Source organism: Gordonia sp. CNJ-863 (genome assembly GCF_001942325.1).
GTDB classification, from domain to species: domain Bacteria; phylum Actinomycetota; class Actinomycetes; order Mycobacteriales; family Mycobacteriaceae; genus Gordonia; species Gordonia alkanivorans.
The window spans coordinates 45,173-62,593 of sequence record NZ_MKKG01000001.1 but is presented as its reverse complement, the minus strand read 5'-3'; the positions used below and the strand labels follow the sequence as shown (position 1 = coordinate 62,593).

Below are 17,421 nucleotides of genomic sequence, written 5' to 3'. Positions count from 1 at the left end.
GCGTGTCGGGAATCTGTTGCCACCAGGAATGAGGAATGTTCCCGCCCACGATCGCCGCGACCCCGAATCCGCGTCTATCTGGCGAGGAGGATTACATCACAGCTGTCGGGACCTGGTCGGGAACACCGAGGGTGGGCCGTAACATCTCACCTGGTGACCGGGCCGACGGCGACCTTCGTCGGCGACCACCTCACCAGAAACGGAGGTCAACACATGCAGGAGGACGAACCGTCGCCGGTTCTGGCGTCACTCGGCATCGACCCCGCCACCCTCACCACCGACCTCCCGCCGGGAGTGTGGGACAACGCGCTGCAGGCAGCCTTCGACCCCGCCGCCGTCGCCGACCCCGACACCGTCCCCGACATGGACGACACCCCGCCGGCCGACCTCGACGAGGACATCGACCTGGGTGACGACACCCCCGACAGCCCGCCCAGCGAGGCACCGGCTGATCCGCCGATCGCTCACGCCGCCCAAGACGCCGCCGAGGAGGGACAGCTCCCGCCCGCCGAGGAGGGCAGCGCGAGTGTCGACCTCGCCGACGCCGGTGTCGAGGACCCGCACCCCGGTGCCCACGACACGCACGACGACATCTGAGAACCGGGTTGGGGGAGTTGATGGACGAAGCACGTCTGCTGCTGCAAGCACGTAACGGCGACCAGCACGCCTTCGCCGAGCTCGTCGGCGCTCACCGCACGCACGTGTGGGCGGTGTGCCTCAACATCTGTTCCAACCCCCACGACGCCGAGGACGCCCTGCAGAACACCCTCGTCGCGGCGTGGCAGAACCTGCACAAGTTCCGCGGTGAGTCGAAGTTCAGCACCTGGCTGCACCGGGTGGCCGCGAACAACGCCCTGATGGTCGTGCGGCGCCGCAAAGCCAACACCACCATCACCGACTTCACCGACCCTGACCAGCCGATCCAACTCGTCGAGGACACCCACCAGTCAGCGTTTGATGACCAGATCGCGCTGCGCGACGCGGTACGCGAAGCTCTGGCACAACTGCCCGAGGATTTCCGAGAAGCCGTGGTGCTGCGTGAATTCGGTGATCTCACCTACGCCGATATCGCCGCCCACCAGGGCGTTGGTGTTCAGACCGTCAAATCCCGATTGAACCGAGCCCGCACCCAACTCGCCGACCTGCTACGCGACACCGCCGCAGCGACAGGCCAATAGCGTCGAACGAGACGTCGATCAGCGAGATTGGTCGTCGAGGAGGGCTGACGGTAGATCGGTCAGGCGTGGCGCGTTCGGGTTGCGGCGGAACCGTTCCGAGTAGCGGGGGTTGGTAGCGACCTGGTGCTGCTGCCGCTCGCGAATCTCGGTGGAGACCAACCCGATGCGCTGTTCGAGGCCGTGGCGTTGTTTGTACTCGCGGGCGGTCAGGTCGTGGGTTTCCAGATGGGTGCGGGTCAGCGCACGGAAACGCTCACCGCATTCATGGCACGCGATTGTCTCGCCGTCGTCGTCGATGTGGCCCCACCAGCCATGTCCTGACCGGCGAGGAGTCGACGTGGCGGAGGAATCGACGCCTGAGGGGTCGATTAGCACGCGCTCGCGTCGCCGCTGGATCGCGTGCGCGGAGCAGCGGTCTTGTTCCACCGCCCACCATTCACAGTCGGCCACAACACATTTACGCGCCTGACCGTTGCGTTCCAACAGGTAAACCAGGGCGGTGGACAGATCGTCTCCGGCCCGGCCGGCGATGGTGTCGACGGCGACCGACAGCGCAGTAGCCACGATGTGCTGTACCCGGTCGGCGGTGAAGCGCCGCTGCCACTGGCCGCCCCAGATGGTGGCCGCCAACAGGTCGTCGGAGACACCCGCGGTGCGGTAGACCCGGTCGAGGACGGCGCGCGCATCGCAGACCACCGTACGCAGGCGGGCGCCGCACGCCGCGATCGCCGCCACGATGGCGTCGCGATCGGGATGGTTAGCAGCAGCGATGGCGATGTCAGCGAAGTAACCGGCGAGGTCATCGACAAGCCGACCACGGCTGTCTTGGCCCAGGTCGCGGATCGCCGCGGCCGGGGTGAACACCGGCAGGCCGTCGACGATGTCGACGTCGTCCCACGACAACGCCGTCGAGCGGCCCAGATATCGGGCGGTCGTGGTCGTACGTCCCCCGTTCTTCGGTGCCTTGGTGATCGCGAGCTGCGGCAGTCCCTGACCGGGCTGGCCGAGGCCATGGATGGCCAAGGCGGTCGTGCCGGTGACCACACAGTCAGGACGGGGCGCCGACAGCCGCTGAGCAGGGGTCGAATCCCGTACGGCCGCTACCCAGGCCAGCTGCGCCGCAGCAAGGGCGCCCTCACCGGGACGGTCGGCTTCGCGCATCACGCCGTTGGCGACCGGAACCACCAGGCCCGCGTCGCGCAGCTTCACGTGATCGCTGCGGGTCACGCCCTGCTGCTGGAGCTGGACGCTGGTGATCAGTCCCCACTGGGCCGTCCGCAGCGCCGCGGTATCGGCCCATTTGCGAGCCAGCAGCGGGGGCAGGGGAGATGACGGTGACGGGGCGTCCAGGCGGATACCGGTGGCCGCGATCGCGGCGTCGATGGCGGCCTGATCGGGGCGGTCGGCCGCAGCCCCGGCGATAGTAGTGAAGTAGTCGGCCAGGTCGTCGCCGAATCGGGCGCCACCGTGCGCGGCGACATCGCGGATCGCCGCGGCCGGGGTGAAGACGGGCAGTCCGTCGAGAACCGCCACGTCATCCCACGACAGTTCCGCCCGGCGAGGAACGATCGCGTAGGTGGCGGTCTGCCGGTGCTGGAAGCGCCCGGTGACAGCCAGTAGCGGCAGCGTCTCGACGGGCGGAGCGGCGAGTCCATGCAGGGCCAGCGCGGTGTACGCGGTGACCACATAGTCTGGCCGCGCGGCCGAGAGCCGTTCCTCCGGAGCCGAACCCGGCGCTGCCGACACCCAGGCCAGCTGGGCTACGGCCAGCAGGTCGTCCGCCGGCGGGCGGGGTTCCCGCATCACACCTCTGGCCACCGACACCAGCAATCCTCTGCGCCGCAGCAGAAGCTGACTCGACCCGTTGACGCCGAGGCGCTGGAGTTGGGCGCTGGTAATCAGGCCCCACTGCTGGGCACGCAACGGTGCAGAATCGGCCCATCTCCGAGCCAACACCGACGACTGCGCAACCACCGGGAAAGGATAGGTCACGCCGAGCCGATGACAGATGTCAACGCCAGCCGTCGAATCAGCAGAACTCGAGGGCAACCAGCTGCCACCGATAGGCGACACGGCCCAGAGTGGATCGGCTGCCCGGCCGCGCGGCGGCACGTATCCGACATGGCTTGCGCTCGACGCGGGCGGCGAATGGCCGCACCTGGCCGTCCGTGGTGACGGAACCGAAGATCTCGGCGCCGCAGGGGTCACACAGCTGTACGTGGAGGCGATGCACCGATGGCCCGATCGAGGACCTCTGGGCCCTACTGGCTGTCGCGGCAACCGTCTTCGCGATATGAAAGGCGTCGTGACGGACCAGTACCGCGATCTGGTCCGCGATCGCCGGGGTCACCGTCTCGCCAAGACGAGACGTTCCTCGCTGGCGGCCGATCACCTCGCACACCAGCTGCATGACGGCAACCGAGAATCGGTGGGCCTCCCATACAGCCGACGACATCGCCAGTGACCGATTATCACTGTGTGCGAGCGGTTCTCGCACTCGGACGGTGCCGCTCGGAGCCGCCGCGCGCACAGAAGCGTGTGGAGACGCCGACCGCCCTCGGGTGTGCGGCGGCAGGGATCTCCCTGTCGAGGATGATCCTCGAATCAATGGCTGCATGCTGATGTGTTGCAGCAACCACCCCGCCTAGTTCCAGCCGGTGGGTTCCGTCTACTGACCCCGGCGGTATGTGACCGACCGGCGCCGCGGCGGTCCGGCGCCTTCCCCTCGCGGGTTCGCCCGGTACAGTCCCGCAGCAAGCAAGCAGATCGTGTGCCTCACGACCAGCCCAGGGGGAGACAGAATATGGCTAGCCGTCAGCGTTTCGTGGTGCCACTCCTGGTGGCATCCTGTGTCGGTCTCGTAATAGCCGGATGTTCGGAATCCGATGCCTCCCAAACCGCGGATACGCGACCGGAGTTGTCCAAGATCGACATCCCCTACGCCGAACTCAGCGCCACTGTCGATGGCCAACCACTCCCAGGCATCGACCCGTCTGAGTTCATGTGTTACCGACAGAGCAATTCCATCAGCATCACCGGACAGGACCCCACCGACGGGCAGCCTGGGCTGAGTGCCGATCTCCAGCCAGGCAATCCACCAAAACTCGTGAGGGTGTCGTTCGGACTCGATGGGGTCCTCTACACCGCCAAGCAGGGCAAGGGTTCAGTCGAAGCTGTCGACCAGGACGGTTCCCGTATCACGGTTCGCGGGACTGCGGAAAGCTGGGATCTCGCCGTACCTATCACCAAGCAATTCGAGCTCTCGGCAACTTGCAACTGACACCGCACAAGCCTTGGGTCGCCCGCTATCGCGGGCAGTGATCGACTCCGCGGGCATCACCGGCTTCCGGCGTGTCAGTGATCAGCTCTAGCACCTGGCAGCGCCGTCCCACCGACGCCGTGGGCCAGGCCTATCCGGCCGATTGGTCGGTCGGTCGGAACATCTCGGCAGCCCAGTTGCATCAGACCCTCCGAACAGCCAGCCGATCCGCGGCGGCTCCGGACGGGTAAGGACTCGCGATGCCAGGATGCGTTCCCGCGTCACCCACGCAGGTAAACATCGACCGCCGATCGACAGGCCCGATGTGACCGCGCTGTCGAAGCGAGAGCGCGTCTACCAGCGCCTCGCCGCCGACCTCGCACACGCCGATCCCTCGCCACACTCGCACGGACACCTCGGCGTAGCCGACACGCGGCGGATGTCCTCTCCCACGCGCGTTCTCGTGGACTGGTTGCGCCATATCGAGGAACGATCTGGGTTCACCGACAGCAGCGAGGTCGATCAACTCCGGATCGATCTCTGCCGGTTGCTGGCCAGCACCGGCGTCCGCGATTGCGGCGCCGCCGAGGCGCTCATCGACCAGTTTCACCTTCAGCCACCAGTGAGCGCTGAAGTCTTGACCGAAGCGGCGCAAGCGCTGCGGGAGTTGGCATCCCGCGATCATCGCGACGAACTATCGAGGCTCGCAGCAGACCGCACACTGGGCGTTTGTCGATCGGGGATCCTTGAGTTCCTGACCGAGCATGGCCAGCAAGAGGATGTGCATCTCGTTGCCGACCAAATCAGCGATCCCAGCGTGCGGGCGACAGCGATAGCCTGCCTCCGACGGTTCCGGCCGACCCCCGTCCATCTCATCGGCACGGTCGAGGCCTACCTCTACGACCCCGACAGCGCTGTCCGCGAGCAAGCATCCCGGACTGTGGCAGTCCTCTACGCCGCGGTGTTCGCGGCTAGCAGCGGCGCAATCTGATCCCGGGCATTCGCCGCGAGGCCCCTGTCGAGCGGTTCGACAGGCCGGACCGTCACGCCCTTTCAGCAGGTCGCGTGATGAACCAGTGCTGGGGCGAAGGTCTGCGGTGTCGGTGCACCGCTGCATCACCGGCGAGGGCCGTCAGGCAGGCAGACGTCACGGGTCAGTCCTGGTCGAAGTCGGTCTCTATCGCCTCGATCATCCGATCCTCGTAGGCCTCCTGGTTGATGAGACGCGCCTCGAAACCCTCTTCGGTGTAGCTGCCCTGGGCGGCCTGCTCCCCGAGGGAGATGATGCGTGCGGTGCGCTCGTCCTCGTCGAGGAGGGATTCAAGCTTCTCGCGCAGACGTCTGAGAGCGCCCTCTTCGGAATCCGCTGTCACAGACCAGTTTTCTCCGCCATACCGGCCCGTCCAGACACCGCTGTCGTCCTCGGTGAGGATGGCACGTTGGGTCACGTGCAACCGTGGTCGCGCATCCACCGATTCACCTCCCAGCCGCGGGAACGGCGGGGGTGCGTACGGTCCCGGACTTCCCTTCCGGTCACACCCCCGCCTACCCGTACAAACTACACGAGCATCGAACACCCATTCGACCCGTTGGGTTAAACTGTGAGCATGTTCGATCGCTGGCCCGACACCCGAACACTACGCGTGGTCGACCCGCCCAGGCCCGTGCTGATCGACATGGCGATCGCTGACCCGTCCTGCGGACGGTCATATGCCGCCGGCGGGGGAGTCTCGCTGCGGGTGCGAGCCTCCGGTGCCCGTATCGAACCGACCATGCCCGCGCTCCTCTTGGCGTGGTTGCAGGTCTCAAATGGATTGTGGCGCGGTATTTGTCAGATGCCGGTCGAAAGCGCCAACCACGTCTCGTCGGCCGTCATCACGATGTGGGTGCCACCCGAGGCGCTGCAACCGCGAGAGGACGCCGCCGAGCGATGACCGAGAACAACGATGCCGGGGCCGGGCCCACGAATCGCGTCGCACCCAAACGCGGCCGCGTCGCGATCGACGAGCTGACGTTGATCGTGCGGCCGCCCGGTAGGGCGGCAGACGTCCGGGTCTACACCGACGATGAGGCGACCGAGGCCCAGGCGTACGCCGACGAGGTCGGCGGACAGGTCGATCGACTCGGAGAAGCCACGAGCTGACTCCGCTGGCGCTGCGCTGCCGCCCTCCCCGGCGGGTCGGTTGCCACAGGGCCATCGTGGTTGCGTTGTGCAGGTGACCGAGTCGACGTCCGAGTAGTCAGGACTGGGTGTCGTGTTCGGGCCAGATCACCTCGTCCGGGGTTTTGTCGGTGCGCAAGCCTTTCCACGAGGGATGTCGCAGCCGGCGGGTGAGCTCGCGGTACTCGATGGTGCCGATCAATACCGGTCGCACCCACCGCACGTTTCTGATCCTGGTGGGCGAGTGCTCGGTGGTGAACGGATGCTCGGGGCGCGCTATCGCCGCCAGTCGTTCAGCGATCTCGCGGCGGTGCCGCTGGGTGAACCCGGTACCGACCTCCCCGAGGTAGACCAACTCACCCGAGGATCGGTAGCCGCCGACCAGCAGCGACCGCACCATCGCCGGGCCGCCGGTCCACCCGCACACGATCACTTCGGCGCTGAGCCGCAGAGGAACCTTGACCCACGCCGGGGACCGCTGCCCCCGCACGTATCTCGACGTTGCTCGCTTGGCGACCACCCCCTCCAGGCCAAACGTCCTCGCGAGCTCGAGCATCGGTTCGGCGGAGCTGTCAGGCCAGTACGGGGTGACCTGCGCCGCGCCGATACTGGTGAGCGAGGTGTCGAGCAGTTCGCGGCGCTCGAAGTAGGGCAGCGGTCCGACGTCGGAGCCGTCGAGCTCCAGGACGTCGAACAGATAGAACGCCGCCGGAACATCGGTGAGCAGCCGCCGGCCCGGCCGCGGGGTGTGCATGCGTCGTTGCAGAAGCGAGAACGACGGCCGCCCGTCGGCGTCGAGAGCCACGATCTCACCGTCGACCACGACGTCGCGGCCGCCACTGGCGTTCATCAGGGCGGCCGTGATCTCGGGGTAGGTCGAGGTGATCGGGCTGAGGTTGCGGCTCAACAGCAACACCTTCCCGCTAGCGACTCGGGCGACACAGCGCTGGCCATCGAACTTCATCTCCCACGACCAGCCCGAACCCGACGGGGGAGGACCCGCAGTTGCGAGCATCGGCGCCATGGAAGCCATACGCTCCACTGTCCTCGCTCACCGACCGGTCGGTGTCTATCCTCAGGCCGTGATCGAACGCGTACGCATCACCGCAGAGACCACAGCGATCAACTACGCAGCCCGATTCGGCTACCCCGGCCGCACCCTCGCCAACTATCTCGACCAGCTCGGCGGATGGGACGGCCACGTCGATGACCCGTTCGGCACCCGGCCGTGGATCTCCCTGCGCGCCTTCGACGGAGCCGACCCCGGCCTGTTCCTCAAACTCATGTTTGCCGTCCCACAGATCCCCGGCGATGACTTCCCACCCGTCTACGGCGACGAGGTGATCCTCGCCGAGTACGACCTCCCCGAGGGCACCGTCATCCCGCGGTGACTGCACACACGCGCTGCTGGTGACGACTGAAGCCGCCGACCCGAGTGGGTCGACGGCCTCAGTGTGTAGATGGACGGTGCCGGTCAGTGCGCCTCTCGGCGAGTGGCCGCACGCAGCGGCGGAAAGGGGTGAGGCCCGGGGCAATGAGCCCGCCACCGTCGCACGAGTCAACGGTGGCCCCACCCGCGGTATTCCGCGCAGCTGGCCGGTCTATTCGGCGAGCTTGGCGACCGCCTGGGCCCAGAGGAAGAACTTGTTGGTGCCCAGGTCACGCACGGTCTTGATGTTGAACGCCGCCTGGAGCTTTTCGGCGTCACCGTCGCTGACGCCTTGCAGCGCCGCGACCGGCGCATCGGCCAGCTCGGCCAGCGACTTGTCTTCGTATGCCTTGTCGAACTTGTCTGCGATTCCAGCCATGACCACTCCTTGAGAGTTCTCGACGACAGGGTTCGCAACACCCCGGGAAGGTGCCGCGCCCGCAGCCTAGACCGCCGTCACGACGTTCCGAAAGGACCGTCGTGACGGCGTGGGGGATGGCGGGGTGTCTATTCGCAGGCGACGCCGTCGCCGTCGCGGTCGAGCTTGCTGCTGTAACCGGGTTGCCCGGCGTAGATCGGGGCCGCGCCCGCGGCGCGGACTGCCGAGCAGTTGGCGTAGTAGACCGACGCCGGCGCCTCAACCGCAGGTGGCGGGGTGTAGGTCGTCGTCGGCGGCGTGTAGGTCGGTTCCGGGATCGGTGTCGCCGTCGAGGTCCGGGTGTTGGGGACCTGGCGGGTCGTCGGTGCCGGCACCGCGGCGCCGCAGCTACCGAGAACGCGGGTGATGGCGTCCTTCTCGGCCTGGGTCACCCACAGCTGGTAGGCAGCTTTGACCTCGACCTGACGGGCGACGTAGGTGCAGCGGTAGGAACGGTTCGGCGGCAGCCAGGTCGCGGCATCACCGTCGCCCTTTTGCTGGTTGGTGGGGCCGTCGGTGGCTTGCAGGTTGCGCGGATCGTTGGCGAAGTCCGCTCGCTGAGCCGCGGAGAGCTGCTGGGCGCCCTTCTGCCATGCATCCGACAACGCGACGACGTGGTCGATCTGCACCGCCGACGAGGTTTGCTGGCCACGCACGAACGAGATGGTGGTGCCGGTGTAGGGGTCGGCGAGTGTTCCGGACTGCACCGCGCAGCCGTTGGAGCCGGGCTTGAGCACGATGTTGGTGAGGTCGCGGCGCAGGATGTCGTTGCGGGTGTCGCAGCCGTTGTGGCCGCTGTCGACGTTCACGCCATCGGTCCAAGCTTGCCCGAACAGATCCCGGTCATACCCGGTCTTGGGTGCGCGACCCTTCACCTCGAGCGTGTCCAGCGTGGCCAGCGCTTTGTTCGCGGCCGGTGCCGCCGACACCGTGACGACCGGCGTCGCGGTGGGCAGCGACACCTCCGACGCCGCGACCGCGGACGTCTTCGTCGCAGGCAGCGTCGAGGTGTCAGCGACACGCTCGGTGGTCACGGTGTCGGTCGTCCCGCACGCTCCCAGCGCCAGGGCCAGCGCAGCCGCGCAGCTGCCGACCAGGACCCGGGATCGAGTCCTGCGAGGTGAAGGGGTGGCCGGCGGCTCTGACGAGGAGACGGCAGGGGGGAGCGGGGGCATAGCCATTGAGCGGGAGAGCCTTTCACACAAGCGGCGATCGGCGCGCAATGGCCGATCGAATGTCAACTACCTATAGCAGCCCACTCGGACATCGTTACCGAACCGGACAATCCCGTCCCACGTTTGCTTCAGTGCCGCCGGCCGTACTCGAACTGACACTGGCCGGGTTTTGAACCCGTTGCCTCAGCCCGGCGGGCTGCTGTGTCGGATCAGGAGCGGCCTCGGATCGTTATGCCCTGATCGCCCACAGCGCCGACGTCTGGCAGCTGCGATATGACGGCCAGTAGGTCATGTTCCCGCGCCGACATCACCCGCCAGTGAATAGCTTCGTTACCGGTGGCGAACACCTGGGGATAGGGGTGCGGCTCGATGACCTCGAACGCGAGGATGTGATAGGCGGCAGCCTCGATATCGGTGACGGGTCCTGCATCCGAAGGGTGGAAGTCGAGGTCGTAGATCACGCCGAACACCTTCGCCGGGTCACTGACCAGGCGTGAACGAAACACCACGCACACACAGTCCCCGACAGCCCACGCGGCCATTACAGCGACGTCGTCGCATGCAGGAGGCTGTGCCGCCTTCGCTGCCACCCGTTCCGCTACTGCCGCAGCAAGGTTCACCGCATCTCCTCATCGCTCCCCAGCGCCGCGACGAACACCAGGTCGGTTGTGGCCTGTCCATCGCCAGTCGTCGAACTCGGCCTCGAGGCGGCCGACCCGGTCGGCTGGCATGGTGCCCCGACGGTAGTCGGCGCGACGGTTGGCCACCCACTGGCCGATCGCGAAGCCGTCGATCACGTCCCGCTGGCTGGGGCTGCTGGTGCCGTGCACGGCCCGATACCGATGCAGGTGCGCGACGCCGGCCTCGAACGCGGCGGCCGATGCCGCGTCCTGGGGGTTCCACTGCCAGTCCGCGAACTCGTTGTCGAACAGCGCGATTCGATCAGCAGTTAGTCGGCCTGTGCGGTAGTCGGCGCGACGGTTCGCCGCCCACTGGCCGATCGGAAACCCGTCGATGACGTCGTGCTGGCGGGGGTTGCTGGTGCCGTGTGCAGCGGCGTAGCGGCGCAGGTGTGCGATCCCGGCCGCGAAGGCGGCATCGAGCACATTCCACCGCCAGTCGGGGAACTCGGTTTCGATGCGGCGGATCCGCTCGGGCGATAGCCGGCCGAGCCGGTAGTCGGTGCGGCGGTTGTCGACCCAGCCGCCGATCGCGAAGCCGTCGATCGTCGCGTGGCGGGGCGGCGAGCTCGAACCGTGCGCGGCGACGTAGCGGTGTAGGTGCGCGATCCCGGCGTCGAACCGCCGCTCGTCCGCACGGCGACGGCCAGCGGTCGGGGAGTCGTGCTCGCTGGGCACGGTGTCACCGCCGGTTGCTCGTGGCGGCGGGTCGTACCGTCCACCGCCAGTCCGGGAACTCGGTTTCGATGCGGCGGATCCGCTCCGCCGACAATCGGCCTTTGCGGTAGTCGGCGCGGCGCGTGGCGACCCAGGTACCGATAGGGAACCCGTCGATCACATCCCGCTGAGGGACTTGGCTGGTGCCGTGGGCGGCAACGTAGCGGCGCAGGTGGGACAGTCCGGTCTCGAATGCGGCCGCGAAGGCTTCGTCCTGCGGCAGCCACTGCCAGTCCGGGAACTCGGACTCCAGACGCGCGATCCGCTCGGCCGACAGTCGGCCTCTGCGGTAGTCGGCGCGCCGGGACGCGACCCAGGTGCCGATCTCGAAACCGTTGACCACATCGCCTTCTCCGGCGTTGCTCGTGCCGTGGACGGCGACATACCTGCGCAGATGGGTCACGCCGACGTCGAACATCGCCTCACGCACATTCCACACCCAGCCGGGGAACTCGGTGTCGAGGCGGCGGATCCGCTCGGGCGACAGCTGGCCCCGCCGGTACTCGGCACGGCGGTTGACGACCCACTGACCGATCGCGAACCCGTCGATCGTCGCGCCGCGGGGAGGTGAGCTGGAACCATGCATGGCGACGTAGCGGTGCAGGTGGGCGATCCCGGTGTCGAAGAGACGGTCGTAGGCACTACCACGGCTGGTCGAGCCAGCCTCATCCTCGCTCGGCGTTGCGGCACAGCCTGTTTCAGGTCGGTCTATGCGGGGGTCCACTTGAGTCCGAGGAGGGTCAGGGCGCGGGCCAGGTGTGGATCCGCGGCGTCGATGGGGCAGTGGTCGACCACGTCGATGTGGGGGCTGATGTCGGGGTCGGCGGCGCGTTCGTAGAGCGCCCACATGCGTAGCTGGTCGCCGTGGCGGGAGTCGAACTCGATCCCGTCGACTGCTGCCTGTCCGTGGTCGGTGAGGGCGTAGAGCCAACGGGAGATGGCTTGGGTGAGGCCGCGGGGCCGGCCGTCCCGCAACGCGGCGGTGTCGAGGTCATCGAGCCCGTAGCGGATCGCGAGCGGCCGAAACACCGTCCGCAGGGTGGCGAGGCTGTCCGGGTCGGCGGGCACCGCGAACCGTCCGGTCAGGGTGCCGTGGCCGAGCATCCGTGCCTCACACCACGATCGCGGGACGCACCCGGGCGGCAGCGTGGGATAGTCCTGCTCGTCTTCCTCGTCGACGACGATGTCGTCGAGCTCGGCGATCAGTTGCGGGCTGGGTCGGGCGAACGCGAGGACTTCGAGATAGCAGGCCAAGGGAGTGCCGGCGCAGTACAGAGTGCGCCACACCCCGTCGGGGTCATCCCAGCGGCCGGCGAAACGGCCGTCGGTGGCGTACTCCCACGGCGTCCACTCCCACGGACTCGGCGCGTACCCGACCCGATAGATGGGCGCGGCGACCTGGATGCTGGTGGTGATCGGACCGTGCGGGGTGCCGACCGTCGACGTGCGGGGTTGGTTCATCCCACCGCGGCGAACTGGCGGGCAGCGTTGAGCACCTGGGGGCCGACGTCGGCGAGCTCGCCGTCGCGCAGCAGCAACGCCGGCGCCCGGTCGTCGAGGACCGGGTTGAGGCCCTGGAACCACGCTTGGGCGACGGCGGGGGTGTCGCGTTCGGTGATCAGGCGGGCGGCGCGGTAGGCGATCCGGAGCCGTTCGACGTCGTCGGGGTTGGCGATGGTGCGGGTGCCCTCGGCCCACTGCCGTACCGCTCGGGTCTCGCTCACCCGCCCCAGGTAGGCCACGAGCTTCGCGCCGAGCAGATCGCGCAACGCAGCCACGAGTTCGGGCTGCGACATACGTGCCGCTTCGGCGTAGGCGGCCAGGTCTGGCCGGGGATGCGCTGCTGTCATGGTGATCACCTCTCGATCCCAGTATAGATCCCACGGTGTGTGACAGCTAGACGCCAGAAGTAATGCTCGCCGCGACCCGTTGGTGGTCGTGGTGAGGACTTCGGGTGGGTGGCCGACCGCTGCCAGCGACAGGCACACTAGGTGACCGTGACCAGCCGATTCGATGAGGGTATCGCCCATCTACATCGGTACGTCGCCGTGCACGGCACCAGCAACCCGCGCCAGCGGGACGTCATCGACGGCTTCCCGATAGGCCGGTGGGTCAACACCCGCCGCACCGACTACCGTCGTGGCGTCTTGCCCGCGGAGCGGATCGCGCAACTCGAATCCGAATTCCCCGACTGGCAATGGAAGACCAATGCCCGGACGACCTTCGCTGCCGGCGTGACCCACCTGCGTCGCTACGTCGCCCTCCACGGCACCAGCAACGCCCGCCGCCACGACGTCATCGACGGATTCCCGATCGGTACCTGGGTCGCCAGCCGCCGCGCCGAATACCGGGCCGGACAAATGCCACCTGGACACGCCCACCAGCTCGAAGCCGAGTTCCCCGACTGGCAGTGGACCCTGCGGGCTCGACCACCGTTCCACGTCGGCCTCGATCACCTGCACCGCTACGCCGCCGCACACGGCACCAGCTCACCGCCCCGCGATGCAACAATCGACGGATTCCCGATCGGCGCCTGGGTGGCCAAACGCCGCACCGAGTACCGACGACACCGACTCTCGTCCGACCGGATCACCCAGCTCGAAACCGAGTTCCCCGACTGGCAGTGGAACCTCCGATCCTCGCCCCGGCCGCCCGTGCCTCACGATCACGGCGCAGAGGGCTCTACGACTGCGTACTAGCCGCGCGGCGGATGGTCTAAGGCTCGAAGTACGTCAAGCAGTATCCAGCCGGTGTCGGCTTCGCGGCGAAGTACTCGACCTGTCCCTCTGTGCATTCCGGAGCCGCGGCCACCTTGGTCTCGACCTTGAAGTAGTTCGTACCGCCAGGGACCAGCGTCACCCTTGAACAGTCGACCTCGTTCACCTTGGTTAACGGATTTGGCACATCCGTTGGCGGTTCGGAGTAGCACAGCCCCTGCCGGTACACCGGGGCAAGGCACAGTACTTCCGCGATGCGCGGGCGGGCGCCGGCGTACGGGCGTTCCTCATACCAGAATGCGGCGTACTCAGTGCCACAACCGTTTCGGGTCTGCACCCGTTCCGCGACTGCATAATGAAACCCTCGGAAGCTGCAGTCGACGGTCTCGACCTCAAGCTCCCCGGCGAGTTCGCCTACCGTCAAACAGTCACCGACCTCCACTTCGGTGGTGTTGGCGACGTTGTTCTCGAAGTCGCTGGGGTCCTCGAGGGCCACGCTCACCGCGATCATCAAGGCCAGCACCGTCGCGAACCCCAAGAACCCGGCGAGCAACCATAATCCCTTGCGGCCCTTATTCGGTGGCCGACCACCGGGATGCGGCGGGTACACACCTCCCGGATAGGGCGCAGGCGCGCCGTACGGGACTCCCTGTCCCGGAAAGCCGGCGTTCGGCGGATGCTGCCCGGGCTGTCCGGGCGGGCCCTGGAACCCGTAACCGGGATGGCCAGGACCAGGTGGCGGCATGGTCACGCGCGTAGCCTAACCCGCCGCAAGCGGTCGGTCGCCAGGGACTTCACAGCGCGAAAACTGACGTACTCCCGGACTCTTCGACTCGACGGTATACGGATAGTCCGCGGTCGCAGACCTTGAGGTGGACAGTTACGGGTACTGTTTGCGATAGGTTCTCTGCTGCAGATCCCTGCTGGTTGCCGTCGGCGCGGGTCTGCTGAGAACCGCACGTTCACAATCAAATCGAAAGGTTGACTGATGCCGTCCAGTCACTCTCGCTCCACGCTGCCCACCCGCAGCCTCCGCACCCATCTCCTGGCCGCCAGTTCGGCGCTTGTCGTTGGATGCGCATCCATCCTCGGCGCCGGCGCTGCCGCCGCCGGGACCTCCCAAAATGGGTACCCTCTCATCACTCAGGCCCAAACCACCCAATGGGCCGTTAACGGGGTCAATTTCTGGACCGCCCCCGGTAAGCCCACCGAACTGCTCCGCGAGTTCGTCACCTGGTTCGACGCCAACGTCGAGCCCATCACTCTCGGCAACGGTGACGACTGGTCATGGGCCGAACCGGCACTCGTCCCGCCGACGAATACGGCCTACTCCAACCACGGCAGCGGCACCGCCGTGGATCTCAACCTCGAAATTCATGGCGGGCAGGGCTTCTCGGGCACCTTCACCCCCGAGCAGACCGGCAAGATTCGCGCCAAGCTAGCCAGCACGGGCGGTCAAATCGTTTGGGGCGGAGAATGGTCCAGCCTCCCTGACGATCCGCACTTCGAAGTGAGGTAACGGCCAGCGCAGCATTGAGCGTTGCTGGCGCCGATCTCGTCAGAACTAGACACCTGCTCGGGTGCCGATCGGGTTCGTCCGATGACAAGCACTGCGTCGTAGCCGATGTCGCCCGCCCCGTACGCGGTCGACGAGGGTGAGCATCGACGCATCGACGGTCACTACAGGCGCCCACCTTTCGGCAGCTTATGAAACCAATCACGTTGTGTAGCGATCACACACACTCCAAGAAGAGGTCACTATGGACATCACGAAGAAGAGAATGCGCGCCTCAGTGGTCGCCTGTGCCGTCGCCGCCGCCGGAATCGGTGCGTCCGTGGTCGTCGGCGGGCTCGCTGCGTCACCCGCGCAGGCGACCACCTACACCTACACAGGTTTCGTGGAATGCGACGCGTGGCGCAACACGGTCCTCGCGCAAAACTCGAGCCTGGGCGCAACGGCCTGCGCGCGGGGTTTCAAGGGCTGGCAGTTCGACACCTACCAGGCTCCGACGAAACAGCCGCAGCTCACCTGGTGATCTCCTGCCCGACTGTGTATTGCGCCCCGCCAACCGCATCAGTTGGCGGGGCGCGGTCGTACGGCGTCCTACTCCCAAACCCCAGCCGCTCGAGACGTCTTCAAATGCATAGGGGAGTGGGGCTGTCGGTGCGCTGGCCGTCGATGGTGGCCCATCCAGTGACACAGAGTCGGTCGGTGGGGTTGTCGCGGATGAGGAGAGTGCTGAACGCCGAGTGGGTGTCGGGTTCGGTGGCTAGCTGGCGCGATGGTCCGGAGGGGTCTGCATTGCGGTAGATGGTGACCGACAAGATGTTGTTGGTGTCGGCGCCGGCCAAGCGGGTGATCCGCCCCCACCCGGCGTCGCAGCTCGGAGAGAAGATCAACTCGAGCAAGAAGGCTGGGTTGTCGGTGCTGTTCGCGGCAGGGCGCGCGTCCGCCACGCAGTCGGTCGCGATGGGGTTGTCCCCGGTGCGAACAGCAGGCGGCGATGGTGTCGACATATGGCGGGTGATGAAGAAGGTGGCCGCGTTGCTGCCGATCAGCACAGCGACAATCGCAACGACGAGCAACCACCGCCGCTGTCGCCAGCCTGGGTAGCCGCCGGTAGTCGATAGCTCTGTTGGTGCGAGCGGAGACGGGGCCGCAGACGGGGTGAGATCGGCGAGACGTTGCTGCCAGTCAGCCACCTCGGCCGGGTCGTCTGTCAACGCCATCACCATGGCGGTCAGCGTGCGCGGCGTGGGCAGCGGCCGATCAGCGCGAGTCGCGTCATTCAGCGTGGTCTTGCCCACTGTCAGGTGAGGATGACGTCGGGCCACAGTCTTCTCCAACGCTTCGAAGCTGGAGTTCGGATGACGTTTACGGAACGCGTTGAGTTCGGTCTTGAACGCTGCCACGGCCGCGCGGTATTCGTCGTCTGGGTCCGATGAGGCAGGGGGCTGGTCGGAGAGTTCGTCGTCCGCCGATGACGTCATCGCCACATCACATAGTCCTTCCACGGTGCACGTTGGGTGTCGGTCATTCGATCTGACCGTCCAGGCTCGGCTGCGGCAACCGAACCGGACTGGACGACGAGCGCAGATCATCCGAGCTTGTCCGTCCAGGTGCGGACGGGCGGCCGGACGCCTCAGATCGAGAGGGCATACACCCATCCACACCCCGAACGGAGCACGCACATGTCATCGAAAGCACCCTCCCCTCTGGGGCCGCGGCGTATCCTCTCGCCTACGGTCACCATCGTAATTTCCCTGCTCCTAGGGTTGGCGATGACCTTCGCCGCCAGCTCCCCGGCCATGGCCCAGCCTTCCGCGACCCCGCCCGCATCAACGGCGCCCGCGACAGAGCTGGCCCCCGCCCACGCGCAGCCGAGTCCGCTGCTGGCCGACTCAGGTCGCCACCAGGTGAGTGTCGCCGGTGACACTGCACGCTTCGCCGGCTGCCTGGGCGGATTCGGAGTCGCTGCCGCCCCGATCGTCATCGGCTTCACCTTCGGCGGCCCCTCGGGCGCGATCTCGGCGGCCAAAGCGTGGATTCCGCGGCTCGGCCCCGTCGGGGCTGGAGTGATGAAGTGGTGCATGCAAGCCATCTTCGGAATCCGCATGTAGCCCTGCCCCCGGACACCCGCGCCGTGCGACCACCCGCCATGAACGGGGTGGCCGTACGGCGCGCGG

Annotated in this window: 24 protein-coding genes; 11 read left to right on the top strand and 13 right to left on the bottom strand. The window is 67.1% G+C overall.

Features of this window, described 5'->3' with window-relative positions; all coding sequences use genetic code 11:
- The first annotated feature begins 153 nt into the window (after window positions 1–153).
- Together BJF87_RS00355 and BJF87_RS00350 are read left to right on the top strand one after the other, a co-directional pair.
- Window positions 154–597 carry a hypothetical protein gene (locus BJF87_RS00355; RefSeq protein ID WP_075862428.1) on the top strand — a complete coding sequence of 148 codons (444 nt, stop codon included), beginning with the start codon at window positions 154–156 and terminating at the stop codon, window positions 595–597.
- A gap of 20 nt (window positions 598–617) precedes the next feature.
- Window positions 618–1,178: an RNA polymerase sigma factor gene (locus BJF87_RS00350; RefSeq protein WP_075862427.1), complete on the top strand. Its 561-nt coding sequence runs from the start codon at window positions 618–620 to the stop codon at window positions 1,176–1,178.
- Window positions 1,179–1,196: 18 nt separating this feature from the next.
- Here BJF87_RS00350 and BJF87_RS00345 read toward each other — a convergent pair whose 3' ends face one another.
- Window positions 1,197–3,152, bottom strand: a complete 1,956-nt coding sequence (locus BJF87_RS00345; RefSeq protein WP_139319383.1) for a MucR family transcriptional regulator — start codon at window positions 3,150–3,152, stop codon at window positions 1,197–1,199.
- Between the two features lie 55 nt (window positions 3,153–3,207).
- A complete protein-coding gene (locus BJF87_RS25370) occupies window positions 3,208–3,633 on the bottom strand; it encodes an Rv3235 family protein (protein WP_222844772.1) in 426 nt (141 codons plus the stop codon).
- Window positions 3,634–4,095: 462 nt separating this feature from the next.
- Between BJF87_RS25370 and BJF87_RS00335 the strand changes: the two genes are divergently transcribed.
- Together BJF87_RS00335 and BJF87_RS00330 are read left to right on the top strand one after the other, a co-directional pair.
- A complete protein-coding gene (locus tag BJF87_RS00335) occupies window positions 4,096–4,458 on the top strand; it encodes a lipoprotein LpqH (RefSeq protein ID WP_058253250.1) in 363 nt (120 codons plus the stop codon).
- Between the two features lie 247 nt (window positions 4,459–4,705).
- Window positions 4,706–5,428: a hypothetical protein gene (locus BJF87_RS00330; RefSeq protein ID WP_139114234.1), complete on the top strand. Its 723-nt coding sequence runs from the start codon at window positions 4,706–4,708 to the stop codon at window positions 5,426–5,428.
- Between the two features lie 163 nt (window positions 5,429–5,591).
- On the opposite strand, the gene BJF87_RS00325 is transcribed toward BJF87_RS00330, so the two are convergent.
- Window positions 5,592–5,885: a hypothetical protein gene (locus tag BJF87_RS00325; protein ID WP_258326184.1), complete on the bottom strand. Its 294-nt coding sequence runs from the start codon at window positions 5,883–5,885 to the stop codon at window positions 5,592–5,594.
- Between the two features lie 159 nt (window positions 5,886–6,044).
- Between BJF87_RS00325 and BJF87_RS00320 the strand changes: the two genes are divergently transcribed.
- Complete coding sequence (locus BJF87_RS00320; RefSeq protein WP_058253253.1) at window positions 6,045–6,371, top strand: hypothetical protein; 327 nt, start codon at window positions 6,045–6,047, stop codon at window positions 6,369–6,371.
- Window positions 6,368–6,580: a hypothetical protein gene (locus BJF87_RS00315; protein ID WP_058253254.1), complete on the top strand. Its 213-nt coding sequence runs from the start codon at window positions 6,368–6,370 to the stop codon at window positions 6,578–6,580. The genes BJF87_RS00320 and BJF87_RS00315 overlap by 4 nt, the downstream gene beginning before the upstream one ends.
- Before the next feature lie 97 nt (window positions 6,581–6,677).
- On the opposite strand, the gene ligD is transcribed toward BJF87_RS00315, so the two are convergent.
- Window positions 6,678–7,631 carry a non-homologous end-joining DNA ligase gene (gene ligD, locus BJF87_RS00310; RefSeq protein WP_075862424.1) on the bottom strand — a complete coding sequence of 318 codons (954 nt, stop codon included), beginning with the start codon at window positions 7,629–7,631 and terminating at the stop codon, window positions 6,678–6,680.
- 49 nt (window positions 7,632–7,680) lie between these two features.
- On the opposite strand from ligD, the gene BJF87_RS00305 reads away from it, so the two are divergent.
- Window positions 7,681–7,989: a hypothetical protein gene (locus BJF87_RS00305; RefSeq protein WP_075862423.1), complete on the top strand. Its 309-nt coding sequence runs from the start codon at window positions 7,681–7,683 to the stop codon at window positions 7,987–7,989.
- 210 nt (window positions 7,990–8,199) lie between these two features.
- Here BJF87_RS00305 and BJF87_RS00300 read toward each other — a convergent pair whose 3' ends face one another.
- The 7 genes from BJF87_RS00300 to BJF87_RS00270 all read right to left on the bottom strand — a co-directional run bounded on the left by BJF87_RS00300 (window position 8,200) and on the right by BJF87_RS00270 (window position 12,867).
- Window positions 8,200–8,406, bottom strand: coding sequence for a hypothetical protein (locus BJF87_RS00300; RefSeq protein WP_044508856.1), 207 nt, complete (start codon window positions 8,404–8,406; stop codon window positions 8,200–8,202).
- Window positions 8,407–8,534: 128 nt separating this feature from the next.
- Complete coding sequence (locus BJF87_RS00295; protein ID WP_075862422.1) at window positions 8,535–9,620, bottom strand: DUF1524 domain-containing protein; 1,086 nt, start codon at window positions 9,618–9,620, stop codon at window positions 8,535–8,537.
- A 209-nt stretch (window positions 9,621–9,829) separates the two neighbouring features.
- Window positions 9,830–10,240, bottom strand: a complete 411-nt coding sequence (locus BJF87_RS00290; protein WP_139319381.1) for a hypothetical protein — start codon at window positions 10,238–10,240, stop codon at window positions 9,830–9,832.
- 9 nt (window positions 10,241–10,249) lie between these two features.
- Window positions 10,250–10,978, bottom strand: a complete 729-nt coding sequence (locus tag BJF87_RS00285; RefSeq protein ID WP_075862420.1) for a helicase associated domain-containing protein — start codon at window positions 10,976–10,978, stop codon at window positions 10,250–10,252.
- Window positions 10,979–10,982: 4 nt separating this feature from the next.
- Window positions 10,983–11,741 (bottom strand): helicase associated domain-containing protein, encoded by a 759-nt coding sequence (locus BJF87_RS00280; protein ID WP_075862419.1) that lies wholly within the window; start codon window positions 11,739–11,741, stop codon window positions 10,983–10,985.
- Window positions 11,726–12,478, bottom strand: a complete 753-nt coding sequence (locus BJF87_RS00275; protein ID WP_075862418.1) for an RES domain-containing protein — start codon at window positions 12,476–12,478, stop codon at window positions 11,726–11,728. The genes BJF87_RS00280 and BJF87_RS00275 overlap by 16 nt, the downstream gene beginning before the upstream one ends.
- Window positions 12,475–12,867 (bottom strand): hypothetical protein, encoded by a 393-nt coding sequence (locus tag BJF87_RS00270; protein WP_058253264.1) that lies wholly within the window; start codon window positions 12,865–12,867, stop codon window positions 12,475–12,477. Before BJF87_RS00270 ends, BJF87_RS00275 begins: the two co-directional genes overlap by 4 nt.
- A gap of 147 nt (window positions 12,868–13,014) precedes the next feature.
- Here BJF87_RS00270 and BJF87_RS00265 point away from each other — a divergent pair, with 147 nt between their 5' ends.
- The gene (locus BJF87_RS00265) at window positions 13,015–13,716 is read left to right on the top strand and encodes a helicase associated domain-containing protein (protein ID WP_084813131.1); all 702 of its coding nucleotides are present in this window, start codon (window positions 13,015–13,017) and stop codon (window positions 13,714–13,716) included.
- 16 nt (window positions 13,717–13,732) lie between these two features.
- On the opposite strand, the gene BJF87_RS00260 is transcribed toward BJF87_RS00265, so the two are convergent.
- Window positions 13,733–14,287: a hypothetical protein gene (locus BJF87_RS00260; RefSeq protein ID WP_084813121.1), complete on the bottom strand. Its 555-nt coding sequence runs from the start codon at window positions 14,285–14,287 to the stop codon at window positions 13,733–13,735.
- 435 nt (window positions 14,288–14,722) lie between these two features.
- Here BJF87_RS00260 and BJF87_RS00255 point away from each other — a divergent pair, with 435 nt between their 5' ends.
- Window positions 14,723–15,253, top strand: a complete 531-nt coding sequence (locus BJF87_RS00255; protein WP_075862415.1) for a M15 family metallopeptidase — start codon at window positions 14,723–14,725, stop codon at window positions 15,251–15,253.
- Between the two features lie 241 nt (window positions 15,254–15,494).
- Window positions 15,495–15,770: a hypothetical protein gene (locus tag BJF87_RS00250; protein ID WP_075862414.1), complete on the top strand. Its 276-nt coding sequence runs from the start codon at window positions 15,495–15,497 to the stop codon at window positions 15,768–15,770.
- A gap of 100 nt (window positions 15,771–15,870) precedes the next feature.
- Here the strand turns inward: BJF87_RS00250 and BJF87_RS00245 are convergent, their stop codons facing one another.
- Window positions 15,871–16,725, bottom strand: coding sequence for a DUF2690 domain-containing protein (locus BJF87_RS00245; protein ID WP_158037435.1), 855 nt, complete (start codon window positions 16,723–16,725; stop codon window positions 15,871–15,873).
- A 291-nt stretch (window positions 16,726–17,016) separates the two neighbouring features.
- Between BJF87_RS00245 and BJF87_RS00240 the strand changes: the two genes are divergently transcribed.
- The gene (locus BJF87_RS00240; protein ID WP_262338805.1) at window positions 17,017–17,355 is read left to right on the top strand and encodes a hypothetical protein; all 339 of its coding nucleotides are present in this window, start codon (window positions 17,017–17,019) and stop codon (window positions 17,353–17,355) included.
- The last annotated feature ends 66 nt before the right edge of the window (window positions 17,356–17,421 follow it).